This is a genomic window from Variovorax glacialis (assembly GCF_051216375.1).
In the GTDB taxonomy this organism is placed as follows: Bacteria; Pseudomonadota; Gammaproteobacteria; order Burkholderiales; family Burkholderiaceae_C; genus Variovorax.
This window is the reverse complement of record NZ_JBPJZT010000002.1, coordinates 839,954-857,569: the sequence shown is the minus strand read 5'-3', so window position 1 is coordinate 857,569 and position 17,616 is coordinate 839,954. Positions and strand designations below refer to the sequence as shown.

Here is a 17,616-nt window from a genome sequence, read left to right as displayed (position 1 = left end):
TCCGTTCGCGCTGATCGGCATCACGGCGAGATGGTGGGGCAGATGTTCATCCAACCCGAAGCAGTCGCGACTCTCAGGCGCCGCATCGCGCAGGAAGGCTGGGCCATGGCGGGTGTGGGCACGAGGAATGCAGCCGCGACCTACGTCTACACGGTCGGACTGCAGAAGAGCTGCGCGCACCCGGACCTGATCATGTTCGGCATCGCGCCCGAGCGGGCCCGGAGCGTGCTGAACACCATTGCGCAGCGCGTGAAGGCGGGCGAGCCGGCGCACGAAGGCGTCATGATCCTCGGCGCGGCGCAGGTCCCCTTGATGCCCCGTGTGGCGGATTCCGCGCGCGTCGAGCTGCTGGTCCCGCCGCAACTCGCGCGCGGACGTTTCCACTACGTGCAGATCGTCTGGCCCGACGCCAAGGAGCGCTTCCCGTGGGAGCCCGGCTTCGACAAGCGACGGCTTCGCTCGCAGTCGTTTCTCTTCGATGTCGGCGAGACCGGATCCTGAGCCGGACCCAGGCCCGGGCGATCGCGCTCAGGCCTGGTGTTGGGCCAGTGCCCGCGCTTCGCTCTCATAGGCCGGATAGGACGCTTTCATCACCGCGCCATTGAGGATCATCTCGGCCACCAGCACACGCGAAGCCGCATCGAAGACGCGCGTTCGGACCCAGACCGATTCGGTGCGCGCGCTTTCGCTGAGCGCGATGATCTCGCGCTCCAGCTCGTAGTCCTGGTCGACGAAGAGCGGCCCCTGGATGAGCCGGATCTGCTGGCCCGCGAACAGCCCGACCGCCGGCTTGCGCCCGCTCAGGCCCGACTGCGCGGAGGTGGAACCCAGCAGCACGCTGATCATCTCGGTCGGGATGATCGGACGTCCCCAGGGCGAGCCGGCGCCCGATTCCCGCGTGTACCACGGGCTCGGTTCGGTGATGACTTTCAGCTTGTCGGCCAGCGTGAACGGATAGTGGTCGCCCATGTGGGTGTCGAAGCCCATGCGGATCTTCTCGACCACCGCGCCGCGCTGCCCGACCTGGAGGTCGCGGTTGATCACCAGGCCCGTCGGCGGGCGCAGCTTGGCGATGCGCTGCGGCAACTCGTGCGCAAGACCCTCGATGTCGCCGACGGAGGCCGTGCCGGTCAGCACTGGCGTGCCGTCGCGCTTCTCCGCGTGGATACGCACGAAGCGCGGCTGCGACGGATCCGGCTGCACGAAGGCCCGCACCTCCTCGCCCTCGACCACCATGTTCTGGTAGTGCGCGCTGATGCAGCCGGTCTCGAACCAGGCCTTGCTGAACACCCGGTAGAGCAGGGGATCGAACTGGCTGAAATGCGTGGGTCCTTCGATGGGCCCTGCACGCAGTCCCAGCCCCTCGGCCATCGCGTCGTCGTGGATCGATTTGTGGCCGTCGTAGCGCTGGTCCGCGAGCATCTGCCGAGGCTGGCGCAGCGGGCCACACAAGGCAGGTATGGTCGTGAAGGGTTCGGTCATCGTGGGTGCCCCTGGCTGAAGGTCGGCGATTCTAGGACGCGGGATCTTTCCCGGAAGTCACGCGAGAGACCTGCGCCGATGACCTAAGCCAACACCGCCAGCAGGCTCGCGACGCCGATCCCGACCGCCGCCAACGCGTCGCCGGCGATCAGGCCACCTCCGAACAGCGATGCGCTGCTCATGTCCTCCGGCACATCGCGCAGCGCGGGCGCCCGCGCCGACCAGAGGCTCCCCGCAACGCCGCCGGCGCCGAGCCACAGCGACGTCGGCAGGTTGACGAAGCCGCCGAAAGAGAGCGCATACGGCGACGGCAACACGATCGCGTCGAGCACGAAGCTGCGCGGACGCAGCCACTTGCGCAGCACCTCGACGATCAGGCCCGCCGCGATCCCCACGCCGATGGCCGTGCGCTGGAACGGCAGGGCGTCGGTCAGGCTGCGCAGCACGCCCACGAACTTGTACGTCATCGCCGAACCCCATTCGGCCGGCTGCTGGTCGGCCTTCAACACGGTCTGGTCCTGCAGCAGCACCGGATAGGCCGCCATGAACAGCCGCGCGAAGACCACCGCCAGCATGGCGCCTACGACGATGCCCAGCACCTGATAGCGGAACTGCATCACGCGCGGGGTGCCGAGCCGCCAGCCGGTGGAGCGGTCCTGCTGCATGTCGCAGGCCACGCTGGTCGCCACCAGCAGCACCGCGCCGGCCATCAGGCCAACGCCGGGGTCGCGCAGGCCCAGGGCCGCGAGGATCACGACCGTCACGACGAAGGCGGAGGAGATCGGATTGGAGTCGCTCACGCCCACCGAGATGCCGTTGACCAGCGCGAAGAGAAACACCAGTGCGACCGCGACCGCCAGGTAGAAGAGCGGCTGCCCCAGCAGCCCATGGCCGCAGGCCACCGTGGCGACGCCCCAGAACAGCACCCACGCCACGAGGCGCGCGCCGTGGATGCGCCGCCAGTCATCGACACCTGCCGGCGGCGCACTGCTCGCAGCCTCTTGCCGCGCGCTCGTCAGGGCGCGCGCGAAGATCAGCGCCATGTCCACCAGCGCCGCGCCCATGATCGTTCCGAGCGCGATGAGGAACATGATCTTGCGCGGCGGGTCGCCGGCCTGCAGCCAGCCGATCGAGACGAAGTACGGCTGCAGCGCCACGCCGAACAGCCCGCCCATCACCGCCGGAATCCCGATTCGCGCGCCGATGACGAGTCCCGCGCCGAAGGTGGACGCGGAGAGTCCGATGGCGCCCAGCAGCGGCAGGCGGGCCGAGGCCAGGCCCGACGCCAATCCAAGGGCGATGCCGCTGCCGAGTTGCCGGACGGAGCGTCGCAGGAGCAGCGGATCGGTCAGGGCCCGCAGGATGTTGGCGACCGCCAGCCCGGAAGGAAAGGCCAGTCGCATGCGGTCCACCAGCACGGGCGTGTAGAGCATGCCCACACCGACGCCGAACATGCCGACGCAGGCGAGGTACATGACCATCTGCCAGGCTGGCGGCTGCGGCAGGCCCATCCAGGCCATGGCCTGGAGCAGCACGCCCATCCCGCTCATGCTGGCCACCGAGGCGGCGGCGGTCTGGATGTAGTTGGCCCCGTGGCGCCCCGCCGCGCCATAGCCCGCGGTGACGGCGGAGCCCAGCAGCCCCGCGAGCACCTGGCCGCCCACGAAGAAGCCGAGGGAGAAGTTCATGTAGGCCGCGGTCACGCCGGCCAACGGCCCCAGGACCAGCATGCCCATGGCCGCCAGGAGCAGGTGGTAGCGCCAGCTACCCTCGATGGGCAGCCAGCGCCAGCGGGGGCCTTGGTGTGGATCCATGGAACGGGATGATGCCGTTCAGGCCAGCGCCGTCTCGCTGAACATCGCGGCCAGGTGCGCTTCGCCGCGTTCGAGCATGAAGTAGCGGAAGGCCTCGGCCGCCGGCGACAGGATTTTGGCCGCCGCGTTCACGAGGTGCCAGCGCCGCATCAACGGCAAGCCTTCCACGGACGGCGCGGCGATCAGCCCGTTGCGCCATTCGAGGCCGATGGTGTGGAGCGAAACCAGGCTCACGCCGAGGCCGGCCATGACGGACTGCTTGATCGCCTCGTCGCTCGGCATCTCCATGATCAACATCGGCTGGAGGCGATGCACGGCGAGGAACTCCTCGAGCGCAGCGCGCGTGCCCGAGCCCGGTTCGCGCACGAGGAATCCTTCGCGCGCCAGTGCGGCAGCGGGCACGTTCTCCGCTCTCGCGAAGGGGTGGCTCGGCGCAGTCACGAGCACGTGCGGGTGCAGGGCGAAGGGTTCGGCTCGATTGGGCCATTCCTTCGGTGCGCGGCCCATCACGGAAAGTTCGACCTCGTTCGCCTGCATCAGCGCCACCAGTTGCTCGCGATTTCCCAGTTTGAGCCGCACCTCGACCGCAGGGTGCTCGGCATGGAATTGCGCCAGCAGTTGCGGCAGGAAGTACTTCGCCGCGCTGACCATCCCGATCGTCAACTTGCCGGATTCGACGCCCTTGAAGCGCGCCATCGCGTCCTCGGCGTCCTTCAGCGTGCCGAGCAGGCGCTGTGCATAGACCGCGAAGTATTCGCCGGCGGTGGACAGCGACAACCGCCGCCCCGCACGGTCGAACAAGGGCAGGCCGACCTGGGACTCCACTTCCTTGATCTGCATCGATACCGCCGGCGGCGTGAGGTGCAGCGCCTCCGCGGCGCGCAGCACGCTGCCGTGGCGCACCACCTCGGCGAACACGCGCAGCTGGCGGAAGGTGATGTTCATGATTAAGGAAAGGCTTATCCAAAACCAAAGGAAAACTGAATTTACCTTACTTCGTTCGACTTCTACAGTGGGCCAACCCACCCACCACCCACTGCTCCCGGAGGCCACCGTGAACGCACCCGTCGAACAAGGCGTCATCACCGACGCGAAGAAGCGCTACAGCGCCGGCGTCCTGAAGTACCGGCAGATGGGGTACTGGAACCCGGACTACCAACCCAAGGACACCGACGTCCTCTGCCTGTTCCGCATCACGCCGCAGGAGGGCGTCGACCCCGTCGAAGCCGCCGCCGCGGTGGCCGGCGAATCGAGCACCGCCACCTGGACCGTGGTCTGGACCGACCGCCTGACCGCCTGCGATAGCTACCGCGCCAAGGCCTACAAGGTGGATCCGGTGCCAGGCCAACCCGGCCAGTACTTCGCCTGGATCGCCTACGACCTCATCCTGTTCGAGGAAGGCTCGATCGCCAACATGACGGCGAGCCTGATCGGCAACGTTTTCTCGTTCAAGCCCCTTAAGGCGGCACGGCTGGAGGACATCCGCGTCCCGGTGGCCTACGTGAAGACTTTCAAAGGCCCGCCGACCGGCCTGGTGGTCGAGCGCGAGCGGCTCGACAAGTTCGGCCGTCCGCTGCTCGGCGCCACCACCAAGCCCAAGCTGGGCCTGTCGTCCCGCAACTACGGTCGCGTGATCTACGAAGGGCTCAAGGGCGGGCTCGACTTCATGAAGGACGACGAGAACATCAATTCGCAGCCCTTCATGCACTGGCGTGACCGCTTCCTGTACGTGATGGACGGCGTCAACAAGGCCAGCGCGGCGACCGGCGAGGTCAAGGGCAGCTACCTGAACGTCACCGGCGCGACCATGGAAGACATCTACGAGCGGGCGGAGTTCGCCAAGGAGCTGGGCTCGGTGGTGGTCATGATCGACCTGGTGATCGGATGGTCGGCCATTCAGAGCATGGGCAACTGGGCGCGCCGCAACGACATGGTCGTGCACCTGCACCGTGCCGGTCATGGCACCTACACGCGGCAGAAGAACCACGGCGTGAGCTTCCGCGTGATCGCCAAGTGGCTGCGCCTGGCCGGCGTCGACCACATGCACACCGGCACGGCGGTCGGCAAGCTCGAAGGCGACCCGATGACGGTGCAGGGCTACTACAACGTCTGCCGGGACAGCTTCACGAAAAAGGACCTGCCGCGCGGCCTGTTCTACGACCAGGACTGGGCGGACCTGCGCAAGGTGATGCCGGTCGCCTCGGGCGGCATCCATGCCGGCCAGATGCACCAGCTGATCGACCTCTTCGGCGACGACGTGATCCTGCAGTTCGGCGGCGGAACGATCGGCCATCCGGCGGGCATCCAGGCCGGTGCGGTCGCCAACCGCGTGGCACTCGAAGTGATCGTCAAGGCGCGCAACGAAGGCCGGGACATCCGCAACGAGGGGCCCGAAATCCTGCAGGCCGCTGCGAGGCACTGCACGCCGCTGAAGCAGGCGCTCGACATCTGGAAGGACGTGTCCTTCAACTACGCATCCACCGACACCAGCGATTTCGCCACCACCGCCTCCGTGGCCTGAAGGGATCCGCACCATGATGACCAACCCGACCGGCCGCATCACCCAGGGCCAGTTCAGCTTCCTGCCCGACCTCACCGACGCCGAGATCGCGCTGCAGATCGACTACGGCCTCGGGAAGGGCTATGCCTGGAGCGTCGAATACACCGACGACCCGCATCCGCGCAACACGTACTGGGAGATGTACGGCATGCCGATGTTCGATCTGCAGGACGCTGCGGGCGTGATGCTCGAACTGAAGGCATGCCGCAAGACCTTCCCGCATCACTACATCCGGCTGATGGCGTTCGACTCCACGCGCGGCGTCGAGACCATCACGATGAGCTTCATCGTCAACCGGCCCGCCGCCGAGGCCGGCTTCAGCATCGTGCGGCAGGAGTCTCATGGCCGCACGATGCGCTACACGGTGCGCAGCTACGCGACCGACAAGCCCGAAGGCGAGCGCTTCGGCGCATGAGCGACAGCGCGCGGGCAAATCATGACCGCACCTCTGTACTCGATCCCCGGCGCTCCGGCCGTCGTCGCGCCGGATGAGCCGCCACAGGCTGTTGCGCGCACGGTGGCCGAGGTGCTGGCGCAAAGTCAGGTCGAGACGGTCATCGACGAACTCGACCACGACCTGGTCGGGCTGGTGCCGGTGAAGAGCCGCATCCGCGACATCGCCGCGCTGCTGGTCATCGACAAGCTCCGCGCCCAGCACGGGCTGGCCGCGCAGGCGCCTTCGCTGCACATGTGCTTCACCGGCAATCCCGGCACCGGCAAGACGACCGTGGCGCTACGGATGGCGCAGATCCTTCACCGGCTGGGCTATGTGCGCAAGGGCCACGTGGTCAGCGTGACGCGGGACGACCTGGTGGGCCAGTACATCGGCCACACCGCGCCCAAGACCCGCGAGGTGCTGAAGAAGGCGATGGGCGGCGTGCTCTTCATCGACGAGGCGTACTACCTCTACCGCCCCGAGAACGAGCGCGACTACGGCCAGGAGGCGATCGAGATCCTGCTGCAGGTGATGGAGAACCAGCGCGACGACCTGGTGGTGATCCTCGCCGGCTACAAGAACCGCATGGACACCTTCTTCCAGTCCAACCCCGGCATGAGCTCGCGCATCGCGCACCACCTCGACTTCCCGGACTACGCCACGCCCGAGCTGCTGCAGATTGCCGACCGCATGATGTCGGCCACGCAGTACCGCTTCGGCGGCGAGGCGCGCCAGGCCTTCGACGACTACCTGCGCCTGCGCATCGCCCAGCCGCATTTCGCCAACGCGCGCAGCGTGCGCAACGCGCTCGACCGGGCGCGGCTGCGCCAGGCCAGCCGGCTGTACGCCGACCGCGAGCGCGTGCTCGGGGCGGACGAACTCAGCACCATCGCCGCCGGCGACATCCTCGCCAGCCGCGTGTTCACCAACGCCGGAAAGGATGCGCAGTGAAGCCCGAACCGTTGCGCGCCCTCGTCTTCGACTTCGACGGCACGCTGGCCGACACCGAAAGCGCCCACCGCGCCGCATTCAACGAAGCCTTCGCGGAGGCCGGATTCGACTGGCATTGGGACGAGCCGCTCTACACGCGCCTGCTGGAAGTGTCCGGCGGCAAGGAGCGCATCCTGCATTACTGGGAGCAGGTGCGCGGCGACGTCAAGGTCATCGACGCCGGTGCCCTGGCCGACACGGTGCAGCGCATCCACGACCTGAAGACCGCGTCCTACCTGCGCAAGGTGCACGAAGGCGCCGTGCAGCTGCGGCCCGGTGTGCTGAACCTGATCGGGGCGGCGTCCGATGCAGGACTGCGCCTCGCCATCGCGACCACCACCTCGCCGGTCAACATCGCGGTCGTGCTGCGATCGGCGTTGGGGCCCGACTGGGCCAGCACCTTCCAGGTCATCGAGGATGCCTCCACCGCGCCCCGCAAGAAGCCGCATCCCCAGGTCTACCTGCAGACGCTGCACCGACTGCAACTGCCCGCCGCGCAGTGCATGGCCTTCGAGGACTCGGCCAACGGGCTTCGGTCGGCCATCGGCGCCGGCCTGCCGACCCTCGTGACCCCCAACGCCTTCACCGCGCATCAGGACTTCGCGGGCGCGTTGCGCGTCCTTCCCGGTCTGCAAGGCACGACGGTGGCCGAGCTGAGCGACTGGCACGCCAGCGCGCGGCACTGAACCCGGATCCACGCCTCGGAAAGTCAGCCATGCCCTTGTCCCATCGATCGACCCTCACGCAGTACCTGATCGAACAGCGTCGACGCTTCCCCGGCGCCAGCGGGGACTTCAACGCACTGATCCTGGACGTTGCGCTCGCGGCCAAGGCGATCGCACGCGCAGTGGCTTTCGGCGAACTCGGCAGCGCAGCGGACGGGCAGGGCGGCGACATCGGCGGCAAGCTCAACGTGCAGGGCGAAACCCAGAAGCCGCTCGACGTCGTCAGCAACGAGATCTTCACTCGCATGAACGAATGGGGCGGCCACTGCGCCGGCATGGCGTCCGAGGAAATGGAACAGCCCTACCAGATCCCGCCGCAGCATCCGCGCGGCAAGTACCTGCTGGTGTTCGATCCGCTCGATGGGTCGAGCAACATCGAGGTCAACGTCTCGGTCGGCAGCGTGTTCAGCGTGCTGCGCGCGCCGCAGGAGGTGGTCGACAGCGGTCGCGATGTGACCGAGGCCGACTTCCTTCAGCCGGGTGCGGTGCAGGTGGCCGCGGGCTATGCGCTCTACGGGCCGACGACGATGCTGGTGCTGTCTGTCGGCAACGGCGTGGTCGGCTTCACGCTCGACCCGAACCTCGGCGAATTCATGCTGACCCATCCGCACATCCGGATACCGGTCGATACGCAGGAGTTCGCGATCAACGCATCCAACAGCCGCTTCTGGGAGGCGCCGGTGAAGCGCTACGTCGACGAATGCCTGGCCGGCAGGACCGGCGCTCGCTGCAAGGATTTCAACATGCGCTGGATCGCCTCGATGGTGGCCGAGGTGCATCGGATCCTGATGCGCGGCGGCGTCTTCCTGTACCCGCGCGATTCGAAGGATCCGGCCAGGCTGGGGCGCCTTCGCCTGCTGTACGAGGCCAACCCCATCGGATTCATCGTGGAGCAGGCGGGCGGCCGCGCGAGCACTGGCCGCCAGCCCGTGCTGGGCGTGCAGCCGACCTCGCTGCACCAGCGCATCGGCCTGGTGTTCGGCTCGCGGATTGAGGTCGAGCGCATCGAGCGCTATCACACCGAGCCTGCGGGCGGCGAACCGGGCAGCCCGCTGTTCGCCCGGCAGAGCCTCTTCCGCGAATGAGATTCCCCCTTTGAGGTCATGCCATGTCCGAACGCCATCCCATCATCTCGGTCACCGGTTCCTCCGGCGCCGGGACCACGTCGGTCACGCGGACGTTCCAGAACATCTTCCGGCGCGAGCGCGTCAAGGCGGCCGTCATCGAGGGCGATAGCTTCCATCGCTTCGACCGAAAGGAAATGAAGCTGCGGCAGGCAGAGGCCGAGCGCGATGGCAACATGAACTTCAGCCACTTCGGCGCGGAGAACAACCTGTTCCCGGAGCTGGAAGCGCTCTTTCGCGACTATGCGAACACCGGCGTCGGCCGCCATCGCAAGTACCTGCACGATGCCGAGGAGGCCGCGCCCTACGAACAGGAGCCGGGCACCTTCACGGCCTGGGAAGACTTGCCCCAGGGCACTGACCTGCTGTTCTACGAAGGCCTTCATGGGGCCGTCGTGACGCCGGAGGTCAACGTTGCCCGGCATCCCGACCTGCTGATCGGCGTAGTGCCGGTGATCAACCTGGAGTGGATCCAGAAGCTCTATCGCGACAAGACACAACGCGGCTACAGCACCGAAGCCGTGACCGACACGATCCTGCGCCGCATGCCCGACTACGTGAACTACATCTGCCCGCAGTTCAGGCACACGCACGTGAACTTCCAGCGCGTGCCCGTGGTGGACACCTCGAATCCCTTCATCGCCCGCGACATCCCATCGGCCGACGAGAGCATGGTCGTCATCCGCTTCGCGAATCCGAAGGGCATCGACTTCCAGTACCTGCTCAACATGATCAACAACTCGTGGATGTCGCGCGCCAACACGATCGTGGTGCCGGGTGGAAAGATGGAGCTGGCGATGCAGCTGATCTTCACGCCCTTCATCTGGCGAATGATTGAGCGCCGCAAGGCGGCACTGAGCGCGCTGTGAACCGCGACATGGGCTACGACATCGTCAGCTTCGACCTCGACGGCACGCTGGTCGATACCGCCGCCGAGATCGCAGAGGCGGTGAACCTCACGCTCGGTGCCTACGGCATCACGCGCCGCCCGACAGCGGAGATCACGCACCTCATCGGCGACGGCGCCCGGCAACTGATGCTCAAGCTGGTCGCACGGCTCTTCGTCGAGCAACCGGCGCTGTCGGAAACGGTGCGTGTCGATGACGTGCTCGAAAGCTTCGAACACGAACTGAACGCCACGATCGGCAGCCTGTGCACACCCTACGCCGGCGCGCACGAGACGCTGACACGGCTTGGCGAAGCCGGTGTCCGCCTCGCCTGCGTGAGCAACAAGGAACTGCGCCACGCGCGCCGCGTGCTCGAGGCCACACGGCTCGAAAGCCTGTTCGGCCTCGTTGTCGGCGGCGACTCACTGCCGCACAAGAAGCCCCATGCCAGCGTGCTGCGCCACGTGGTCGACAGATTCAACGGCGACGCGCGGCGCGCTGCTCATGTGGGCGACTCGCGCACCGACATGGACGCGGCGCGCAACGCGGGCGTGGCCGCGTGGGCAGTGCCCTACGGCTACAACGCGGGCGTGCCGATCATCGACGCGCAACCACAGCGCGTCTTTCCCGGGTTGATGCAGGTCGCGGACTTCGTACTCGCCAGCCGGTAGTGCTGGAGGAAGGCCGATGCGCTGAAAAGTGATCAAATGCGACGATCCTGCGGAGGCGGAGTCGCATATGGATGCCTTGTCGGAGGTCCTGAAGGTCCTGCAACTGAACAGCGCGGTGTTCTTCAACGCGAGATTCACCGCACCATGGTGTATCGAGACCCCCGAAGCAGAGGCTGCTGCCGGGCAGTTCAACGCCGGATCGGAGCGCCTGCTTTTCTATCATTTCTTCATCGATGGCTCGTGCACCGTGAAGCTCGCCGGCATGCCACCGCTGTGCCTGCAAGCCGGTGACATCATCCTGTTCCCGCACGGCGATGCCCACACGATGTCCTCGTCCGGGGCGGACGTGCCCGGGCCGCTGCTCGATGCGCGCACGCTGATGCGCGAGCGGCCCGAAGAACTCCAACTGGGTGGCGGCGGCGAGCCGACCCGGTTCATCTGCGGCTATCTGTCATGCGATCCCATCCTGTGCCGGCCGGTCCTGGCGGCGCTGCCCCGGGTGTTGACGGTCAGCCTCCGGAGGGACGAAAAGACCGATTGGATAGAGCGTTCCTTCGTCTACGCGGTGGCGGAGGCGGCTGCCACGCAACCCGGCGGCGAAGGCGTGCTGGCCAAGTTGTCCGAGGTGCTGGTCGTCGAGACATTGCGCCGCTACATCTCCCAGATGCCCGATGGCCAGACCGGCTGGCTCGCAGGCTTGCGCGATCGCGCCGTCGGCAGATGTCTCGCCCTCATGCACGAGAAGCCGGCGAATCCGTGGACGCTGGAAAGCCTTGCGCGCGAGGCCGGCACATCGCGTTCGGTTCTCGCCGAGAAATTCGCCCACTACGTCGGGCAGCCGCCCATCCAGTATCTCGGCAAGTGGCGCATGGCACTCGCATCCAACCTGCTGCGGCGCAGCGCGTTGAGCATGATGCATATCGCGCTGGAAGTCGGCTACGAAACCGACGCTGCCTTCAGCCGTGCCTTCAGGCGCGAGTTCGGCATGCCCCCGACATCCTGGCGTCGCGAGCACAGTCTTCGCAGTCCGCCCGAATTCAAAGACTGACGACGATGAGAGCGATCAGTCCGAAGAAGCCGAGGAACTGCACGAAGAACAACGTGAAGCGCACCGACACGACGCGATCAGTCTGCGCAAGGCAGACATGGACCAGCGACTGCGGGATCCGCGCCGCCAGGATGACGACGCACAGCGCGTCCACCAAGGGGTCGGCGATGCCGAACACGCGCAATGCGAACACCAGCACCGCGAAGACCGGCAGGTTCTCGACGCAGTTGGCGTGTGCCCGCATGGCGCGCTTGTACCAGTCCTGTCCTTCGACATGGTCGGCCGGGAATTCGCCCATTCCCGCCCGACCACTGAAGACACGGCTCAGCCGGTAAGCGCCCACGGTGGTGAGCAGGAGAACCAGGGTCCAGGCGGCGAAGCCCATCAGCATCAGTTCCGGAAGCATCTCGTTCTCCTGTCATGGGCACCGGCTTGACCTAGTGGCGAGGCACCATGAACGATGGTGCCGGCACGGCATACATCAGCGGCTGGAGCGCATCCGTCACCCGTGCCGTTTGCCTGGCGTCGAGCACGCCGAAGAGAATCTTCTGGAAGCGCGGCTCCATCACACCCGACACGATGTACTGCCAGCGATACGCCTTCAGGATCCCCGCGCCGATGTCGGAACGCTGCGCATCGTCGAAGCGCCCGCCCGCGATCGACGCGAAGTAGGTCGCGTCCGCCTTTGCCTGGGCCTGGAGGATGCCGTCGACCGCCACGACGAGGTCGATCAGGTCACCGACGGCCGCGTCGCGCTCGGCGGCGCTCAGGCGTGCATCCTCGCGAAGGAACTCCAGCTCGTCGAGCACCGCGTGCTGCGATTCCTCCTTCCAGTGGGCCAGGAAGACGTCCTTCCACAGCGCGCACAGGTCGTCCCGCGGCCCGATGCTGGCGCGGTAGTGGGCCAGCGTGAAGAGCTCGATGTCCAGCGTCAGCGCAAGTACCGACCAGTTGCTCTTGCTCAGCACGGCGGTCGCGACGGCATTGGGATCGGCCATGACCATGTATCCCGACGGCATGTCCGCGTCCATCATCGATTCCATGCGCCGGAACAGCTCCTGGTGCTTCAGTTCCTCGTCGGCCATGCGGACCAGTGCCTCCAGGGCGACCTGGTCGCCGAGCGCGTGCTGGCGGCTGACCTCGAGCACCTTGGCGCCGATGAATCGCTCCACCAGTCCGAAGATGCTCGCGTAGCTTCGACCCTGCACCTGGCTGAGAAGGCGCCGGTCATCGGACGTCAGGAAGTCCAGCTCGTCCACCAGTGACAGGCCGGCCGGAAGGAAGGTCTTCTCCAGATCGAATCGCCGGCGACGGATGACGTCCTCGTCGATGTCCCAGCGGATGCGTTTCGAGTTCGCGATGACCTTCGAGTAGGAGGTCGCGGAGTGAGCGCTTTGCATGATGGCCTCTTTCAATGTGCGTTGAAGGAGTGGTCATGATCGAAGCGCGAGGCGAATCGAGTCGGGCCGCGCGTCCGCAAAACTTGCCCGGTCATCCGGGCGTGCCGACCTGCCCGGTCAGGCCACCGGCGCGGCCTTCGTGGCCTGCTCCCACGCAAGTTCGGCCACGCGCTCGAAGTGCGACGAAAGCGCCGTCGCCTCCGCGCTGGCCGCCGTCCCGCGAATGACGCGCCCGCGAATGCCGTGCAGGATCGCCGCGAAGCGGAACATGTTGAACGCCACGTAGAAGTCGAGCGTGGGCAGGCCCGCCCGGCCGGTGCGCCGGCAATAGGCCGCGACGTAGGCCGCCTCGTCCGGCAGACCGGCGGCGGCGAGGTCCACGCCCAGGATGCCCCCGATGATCTCGGGCGGCATGCGGAACATCATCGCGTGGTAGGCGAAGTCGGCCAGCGGATGGCCCAGCGTGGACAGCTCCCAGTCCAGCACCGCGACGATCCTCGGCTCGGTCGGGTGGTAGATGAGGTTGTCGACGCGGTAGTCGCCATGCACGATCGACGTCTCGTCGTCGTCGGGCACGTTCTGCGCAAGCCATTCGACAAGTCGGTCCATGTGGACGTTCCGGCCCGCGGCCTCGTCCTCCTCGTACTGCTTCGACCAGCGGCGCACCTGGCGTTCCACGTAGCCGCCGATGCGGCCGTAGTCTTCCAGCCCGATCGCACGGAAGTCGACCTGGTGCAGGCGCGCCAGCGTCGCGTTCATCGCGTCGAAGTAGGGCGCGCGCTCGGCGGCAGGTAGCACCGAGAAGGCGGAGTCCCAGAAGATCCGGCCCTGCACCATCTCCATCACGTAGAACCAGCTGCCGATGACCGCGTCGTCCACGCAGAGGCCATGGAGTTCCGGCACCGGAAACCCGACCTGGTGCAGCGCGCCGATGACGCGCGCCTCGCGCTCGACCGCATGCGCGCCTTTCAGCAGCACGCCCGACGGCTTGCGGCGCAGGACGTACGAGCGCCCGGGCGTCTTGAGCTGGTAGGTGGGGTTGGACTGCCCGCCGGCGAAACGCTCGGCCTGGATCGGTCCGGCAAAGCCGGGCACATGGGCCTTCATCCAGTCGCCGAGGCGCTCCTCGTCCCAGTCGCCGCCGCTCACGCCTTGCCCCCGCCCAGGGCATCGCGCTTGATCTTCTTGGCGAGGGACCACTTGTGGACCTCGGTGGGTCCGTCGTAGATGCGGAAGGCGCGCACCTCCCGGAACACCTGCTCGACGATCGTGTCCTGCGTCACGCCGCTGCCGCCCATGACCTGGACGCAGCGGTCGGCCACCCTGAACAGCGCATCGGCGACCGCGACCTTGGCCATCGAGCTTTCGCTCGTGCCTAGCGAACCTGTATCCAGCACCGAGGCGCACCAGTCGATCATGAGTTCCGCCTGCTTCAGGTCGATGAGGTTGTCGGCCAGCATGAAGCCCACGCCTTCGTGGTCGATCAGCAGCTTGCCGAAGGCCTTGCGCCGCGTGGCGTAGGCGGTGGCGATCTCCTGTGCGCGGGTGGCCGCGCCGTGCCAGCGCATGCAGTGCGACAGGCGCGCGGGCGACAACCGAATCTGCGCGTAGCGGAAGCCTTCGTCCACTTCGCCCAGCACCTGGTCGTCATCGACCTCCAGGCCCTCGATGTTCACGATCGCGTGGCCGCCCGGCATCGAGCTGTCGATCGTGTCCAGCACCCGCTCGATGCGAATCGAGGGATGCGGCAGGTCGACGAGGAACATCGTGGCGCGGACGGTGTCGGTACTGCCGGTGCGCGCCATGACGATGCCTACCGAGGCGCCCTCGGCACCGGTGATGAAGGCCTTGCGACCATCGATGCGCCATTTGCCGCCCTGGCGCCTGGCAACGGTCTGCAGCATCGAGGGATCGGAACCCGCACCGCCTTCCTCCGCAGGCTCGGTCATGAAGAAGGCCGAACGCGCCTCGCCGCGCACCAGCGGCGCGAGGAAGCGCTCCTTCTGCGCCGGCGTGCCGATCTTGCCGAGCAGGTACATGTTGCCTTCGTCGGGCGCAGCCGTGTTCACCGCGACCGGACCCAGCGGCGAGAGCCCGCTGCGCTTGAGCACCAGCGCGGTCTCCAACTGGGACAGATGGCCGCCGTCGGCCAGGATGTGCGGCGTGAGCACACCGGCCGCGCGCGCCTTCGCCCGCAGTTCCCGCACGAGGTCCTCGTCCGGACCATGGCAGGTGCGGCGCGGGTCGCGCTCGTACGGGATCACGACATTGCGTACGAAGGCCTCGACGCGCTCGGCGATGCGCTGGCTTCTCTCGCTCGGCGCAAGGCTGCTGCTGGAAGGATCCATCTAGTTGCGCTCCCTGAACCACTTGGCGATGGAAGGCGCGAGCACCTTCTGCGCCTTGCCGCCGACGAAGGTCCCGATGTGTCCGCCGGGCACCGACAGCTCGCTGTAGTCGTCGGTGCCGAACCGGTCCTCCATGCCCTGCGAGCAGGACACCGGGATGATCACGTCCCCCGTCGCATACACGTTCAGCACCGGCATCCGGATCTGGTCGAGATCGACCCGGCGGTTGCCGAGCACCAACTCGCTCTTCACCAGCTTGTTGGCCTGGTAGAGATCCTTGAACCATTGGCGCATGACTTCGCCGGGATGCCCGGGCCGGTCGGCGATCCAGCGCTCCATGTGCAGGAAGCCGAGCATCTTCGCTTCGTCGTCGAGCATGTCCACCAGCTCGGTGGTGTACTTGGTGACGTTGCCCACGGGATTCATCATCAGGAACGAGAAGCCCACCATCGCGCCCGGTGCGGTGCCCATGGTGTCGACCATCAGGTCGATGTCCTCGGGCGTCATCGAGCGGGCCCACAGATTCATGTAGCCGGCGCCCGCTTCCGGATGGTCCTTGTCGCCGTGGAAGTCGAGCGGCGTCACCGTGAGCACCAGGTTCCGGATCTTCTGCGGGAACAGCGCCGCATAGCAGGTGGCGAACACGCCGCCCTGGCAGACGCCGAGCAGGTTGATCTTGTCGACGCCATGGCGCTCGCGGATCAGGTCGACGCAGTCGTCGAGATAGCCCGACACGTAGTCGTCGATCGTGAGCCAGCGCTGGGCGCGCGTCGGGAGACCCCAGTCGATGACATACACGTCCATCCCTTCGGCCAGCAGCTTGCGCACGAAAGAGCGATCGGGCTCCAGGTCGATCATCTGGTAGCGCCCGACCAGCGCGTAGGCCAGCAGCACCGGCACGCGCGCCGGCTTCTCCACGGTCGGCCTATAGCGGTAGAGGCGCACCATGTCCTGGCGCCAGACTTCGTCCTTGGGCGTGGTGGCGATGGCCAGTTGCTCTTCGGTGTAGGCCGAGAGGCGCTGGCTGCCGCGCGTGAGCTTTTCGCCCACCTGCTGCATTTCGCGCAGGAGCGACTCGGGCGTGATGCGGATCGGCAGGGCTGCGGTGGCGTCGTTCATGATGCGGTGGCTTTCGGGCTGGTCTTGCGCTTTGCGGCGGGTGCGCGCTTCACGGCGCGTGGTGACGCAGGCGCGATCCGGGGTGACGAGGCCGCTTCCGGCAGCACGTCCGCCGCCGAAACGCCGATGGCTTTGCGCAAGCGACGCATCTCGCGCTTGAGTTCATGGATCTCGCGGTACGCGTCATCGACCTCGGCACGCGTCGGCACATTGAGCGCCTCGCTCGCGATGGCGACGATGCGCTGCTGCTGCTGGCGCGATTGCGCCGAGGCACGCACCAGCTTTGCTGCCGACTCCAGTGCCTTCGGCGACTGCATGGCCGCGTGCATGGCCTCGTCGGCCGAGCGGCTCCAGAGTCGCACCAGGCCCAGCAGGGAGTCGACGCTTTCTCCTGTCTTGCCCATCTCCGCCAGGCGCGCCATCAATCCCTCGCTGCCCTTGGCCAGCGCCGCGACGATCAGGCTCAGGTATTCCGACTGCGCCTGCTTCTTGGCCAGCGCCGCCGACGCCATGCCGCGCGCGGCGCCCTGCAGTTCGCGCGAGGGGGCGAGGCCGAAGGCGTCGGCCAGGCCGCCATAGGCCCGTTCGAGGTTGACCGACATCGGCTGCATCGCCTGTCCGAACATCGCCATGGGCTGGCCTAGCAGGTTCCAGCCGGTGGCGGACGCGCTGCCCGCCGACAACGCCTGACCGGTACCGGCCAGCCCTTCGGCGAGCTTCTGCAATTGCCCCTGCAGCAAGTCCTGGAAGGCGACGAAGGCCTCTTCGGGCTTCGGGTGCGTGAGCAGCGACTGGAAATAGCCCTGGTACATCGGTCCCAGCAACTGCTGCATCATCGTCAGCGCCTGCGAAACCTGAGGCAGCGGAAACGGCAGCGGGTCCGCATCGTCGGTGGGCGGCGAGGGCATCGACGAGCCGGCGCCGAAGAGGGAGGGGATGAGATTGAGCCACCAGGCATAGAGCGGCTCGGAAGCCTGTGCCGCATCGAATTCGTTCTTGTCACTGGCCATGG

The 17,616-nt window shown here is 67.0% G+C and carries 18 protein-coding genes; 9 read left to right on the top strand and 9 right to left on the bottom strand.

Annotation, left to right across the window (positions count from 1 at the left end):
• The first annotated feature begins 42 nt into the window (after nt 1-42).
• Nucleotides 43-501: a DUF4262 domain-containing protein gene (locus tag ACSFBL_RS08450; RefSeq protein WP_435515290.1), complete on the top strand. Its 459-nt coding sequence runs from the start codon at nt 43-45 to the stop codon at nt 499-501.
• Between the two features lie 27 nt (nt 502-528).
• On the opposite strand, the gene ACSFBL_RS08445 is transcribed toward ACSFBL_RS08450, so the two are convergent.
• From ACSFBL_RS08445 to ACSFBL_RS08435, 3 genes are all read right to left on the bottom strand, one after another.
• Nucleotides 529-1,482, bottom strand: coding sequence for a hypothetical protein (locus ACSFBL_RS08445; protein WP_435515289.1), 954 nt, complete (start codon nt 1,480-1,482; stop codon nt 529-531).
• An 83-nt stretch (nt 1,483-1,565) separates the two neighbouring features.
• A complete protein-coding gene (locus ACSFBL_RS08440; RefSeq protein WP_435515288.1) occupies nt 1,566-3,296 on the bottom strand; it encodes an OPT/YSL family transporter in 1,731 nt (576 codons plus the stop codon).
• 18 nt (nt 3,297-3,314) lie between these two features.
• Nucleotides 3,315-4,241: a LysR family transcriptional regulator gene (locus ACSFBL_RS08435; RefSeq protein ID WP_435515287.1), complete on the bottom strand. Its 927-nt coding sequence runs from the start codon at nt 4,239-4,241 to the stop codon at nt 3,315-3,317.
• Nucleotides 4,242-4,350: 109 nt separating this feature from the next.
• Here ACSFBL_RS08435 and ACSFBL_RS08430 point away from each other — a divergent pair, with 109 nt between their 5' ends.
• From ACSFBL_RS08430 to ACSFBL_RS08395, 8 genes are all read left to right on the top strand, one after another.
• Nucleotides 4,351-5,817 (top strand): form I ribulose bisphosphate carboxylase large subunit, encoded by a 1,467-nt coding sequence (locus ACSFBL_RS08430; protein WP_435515286.1) that lies wholly within the window; start codon nt 4,351-4,353, stop codon nt 5,815-5,817.
• Between the two features lie 13 nt (nt 5,818-5,830).
• Nucleotides 5,831-6,271, top strand: a complete 441-nt coding sequence (locus tag ACSFBL_RS08425) for a ribulose bisphosphate carboxylase small subunit (protein WP_435515285.1) — start codon at nt 5,831-5,833, stop codon at nt 6,269-6,271.
• A gap of 21 nt (nt 6,272-6,292) precedes the next feature.
• Nucleotides 6,293-7,243 (top strand): CbbX protein, encoded by a 951-nt coding sequence (gene cbbX / locus ACSFBL_RS08420; protein WP_435515284.1) that lies wholly within the window; start codon nt 6,293-6,295, stop codon nt 7,241-7,243.
• Nucleotides 7,240-7,968 (top strand): HAD-IA family hydrolase, encoded by a 729-nt coding sequence (locus ACSFBL_RS08415; protein ID WP_435515283.1) that lies wholly within the window; start codon nt 7,240-7,242, stop codon nt 7,966-7,968. Before cbbX ends, ACSFBL_RS08415 begins: the two co-directional genes overlap by 4 nt.
• Before the next feature lie 29 nt (nt 7,969-7,997).
• Nucleotides 7,998-9,092, top strand: coding sequence for a class 1 fructose-bisphosphatase (locus ACSFBL_RS08410; RefSeq protein WP_435515282.1), 1,095 nt, complete (start codon nt 7,998-8,000; stop codon nt 9,090-9,092).
• A gap of 23 nt (nt 9,093-9,115) precedes the next feature.
• Entirely contained in the window at nt 9,116-10,000 is an 885-nt protein-coding gene (locus tag ACSFBL_RS08405; protein ID WP_435515281.1) for a phosphoribulokinase, read from the top strand.
• On the top strand, nt 9,997-10,689 hold the full coding sequence (locus ACSFBL_RS08400) for an HAD-IA family hydrolase (RefSeq protein WP_435515280.1): 693 nt from the start codon (nt 9,997-9,999) through the stop codon (nt 10,687-10,689). Before ACSFBL_RS08405 ends, ACSFBL_RS08400 begins: the two co-directional genes overlap by 4 nt.
• Before the next feature lie 67 nt (nt 10,690-10,756).
• Nucleotides 10,757-11,737 carry an AraC family transcriptional regulator gene (locus ACSFBL_RS08395; RefSeq protein WP_435515279.1) on the top strand — a complete coding sequence of 327 codons (981 nt, stop codon included), beginning with the start codon at nt 10,757-10,759 and terminating at the stop codon, nt 11,735-11,737.
• Here ACSFBL_RS08395 and ACSFBL_RS08390 read toward each other — a convergent pair.
• The 6 genes from ACSFBL_RS08390 to ACSFBL_RS08365 all read right to left on the bottom strand — a co-directional run bounded on the left by ACSFBL_RS08390 (nt 11,727) and on the right by ACSFBL_RS08365 (nt 17,614).
• Nucleotides 11,727-12,143 carry an MAPEG family protein gene (locus ACSFBL_RS08390; protein ID WP_435515278.1) on the bottom strand — a complete coding sequence of 139 codons (417 nt, stop codon included), beginning with the start codon at nt 12,141-12,143 and terminating at the stop codon, nt 11,727-11,729. The two genes, ACSFBL_RS08395 and ACSFBL_RS08390, sit on opposite strands and share 11 nt — an antisense overlap.
• A gap of 31 nt (nt 12,144-12,174) precedes the next feature.
• On the bottom strand, nt 12,175-13,137 hold the full coding sequence (locus ACSFBL_RS08385) for a hypothetical protein (RefSeq protein WP_435515277.1): 963 nt from the start codon (nt 13,135-13,137) through the stop codon (nt 12,175-12,177).
• A gap of 117 nt (nt 13,138-13,254) precedes the next feature.
• Nucleotides 13,255-14,244, bottom strand: coding sequence for a phosphotransferase family protein (locus tag ACSFBL_RS08380; protein ID WP_435515342.1), 990 nt, complete (start codon nt 14,242-14,244; stop codon nt 13,255-13,257).
• A gap of 38 nt (nt 14,245-14,282) precedes the next feature.
• Nucleotides 14,283-15,485: an acyl-CoA dehydrogenase family protein gene (locus tag ACSFBL_RS08375; protein ID WP_435515276.1), complete on the bottom strand. Its 1,203-nt coding sequence runs from the start codon at nt 15,483-15,485 to the stop codon at nt 14,283-14,285.
• The gene (gene phaC, locus ACSFBL_RS08370) at nt 15,486-16,604 is read right to left on the bottom strand and encodes a class III poly(R)-hydroxyalkanoic acid synthase subunit PhaC (RefSeq protein WP_435515275.1); all 1,119 of its coding nucleotides are present in this window, start codon (nt 16,602-16,604) and stop codon (nt 15,486-15,488) included. It lies immediately after the preceding gene.
• A complete protein-coding gene (locus ACSFBL_RS08365; protein WP_435515274.1) occupies nt 16,601-17,614 on the bottom strand; it encodes a poly(R)-hydroxyalkanoic acid synthase subunit PhaE in 1,014 nt (337 codons plus the stop codon). Before ACSFBL_RS08365 ends, phaC begins: the two co-directional genes overlap by 4 nt.
• Between the last annotated feature and the right edge of the window lie 2 nt (nt 17,615-17,616).

Excerpts from the sequence above, each read along its gene's own strand:
- ACSFBL_RS08450 (WP_435515290.1), top strand. The coding sequence starts at position 43 with ATGTTCATCCAACCCGAAGCAGTCGCGACTCTCAGGCGCCGCATCGCG.
- ACSFBL_RS08445 (WP_435515289.1), bottom strand. The coding sequence starts at position 1,482 with ATGACCGAACCCTTCACGACCATACCTGCCTTGTGTGGCCCGCTGCGC.
- ACSFBL_RS08440 (WP_435515288.1), bottom strand. The coding sequence starts at position 3,296 with ATGGATCCACACCAAGGCCCCCGCTGGCGCTGGCTGCCCATCGAGGGT.
- ACSFBL_RS08435 (WP_435515287.1), bottom strand. The coding sequence starts at position 4,241 with ATGAACATCACCTTCCGCCAGCTGCGCGTGTTCGCCGAGGTGGTGCGC.
- ACSFBL_RS08425 (WP_435515285.1), top strand. The coding sequence starts at position 5,831 with ATGATGACCAACCCGACCGGCCGCATCACCCAGGGCCAGTTCAGCTTC.
- cbbX (WP_435515284.1), top strand. The coding sequence starts at position 6,293 with ATGACCGCACCTCTGTACTCGATCCCCGGCGCTCCGGCCGTCGTCGCG.
- ACSFBL_RS08410 (WP_435515282.1), top strand. The coding sequence starts at position 7,998 with ATGCCCTTGTCCCATCGATCGACCCTCACGCAGTACCTGATCGAACAG.
- ACSFBL_RS08405 (WP_435515281.1), top strand. The coding sequence starts at position 9,116 with ATGTCCGAACGCCATCCCATCATCTCGGTCACCGGTTCCTCCGGCGCC.
- ACSFBL_RS08395 (WP_435515279.1), top strand. The coding sequence starts at position 10,757 with ATGGATGCCTTGTCGGAGGTCCTGAAGGTCCTGCAACTGAACAGCGCG.
- ACSFBL_RS08390 (WP_435515278.1), bottom strand. The coding sequence starts at position 12,143 with ATGCTTCCGGAACTGATGCTGATGGGCTTCGCCGCCTGGACCCTGGTT.
- ACSFBL_RS08385 (WP_435515277.1), bottom strand. The coding sequence starts at position 13,137 with ATGCAAAGCGCTCACTCCGCGACCTCCTACTCGAAGGTCATCGCGAAC.
- ACSFBL_RS08380 (WP_435515342.1), bottom strand. The coding sequence starts at position 14,244 with ATGAAGGCCCATGTGCCCGGCTTTGCCGGACCGATCCAGGCCGAGCGT.
- ACSFBL_RS08375 (WP_435515276.1), bottom strand. The coding sequence starts at position 15,485 with ATGGATCCTTCCAGCAGCAGCCTTGCGCCGAGCGAGAGAAGCCAGCGC.
- phaC (WP_435515275.1), bottom strand. The coding sequence starts at position 16,604 with ATGAACGACGCCACCGCAGCCCTGCCGATCCGCATCACGCCCGAGTCG.
- ACSFBL_RS08365 (WP_435515274.1), bottom strand. The coding sequence starts at position 17,614 with ATGGCCAGTGACAAGAACGAATTCGATGCGGCACAGGCTTCCGAGCCG.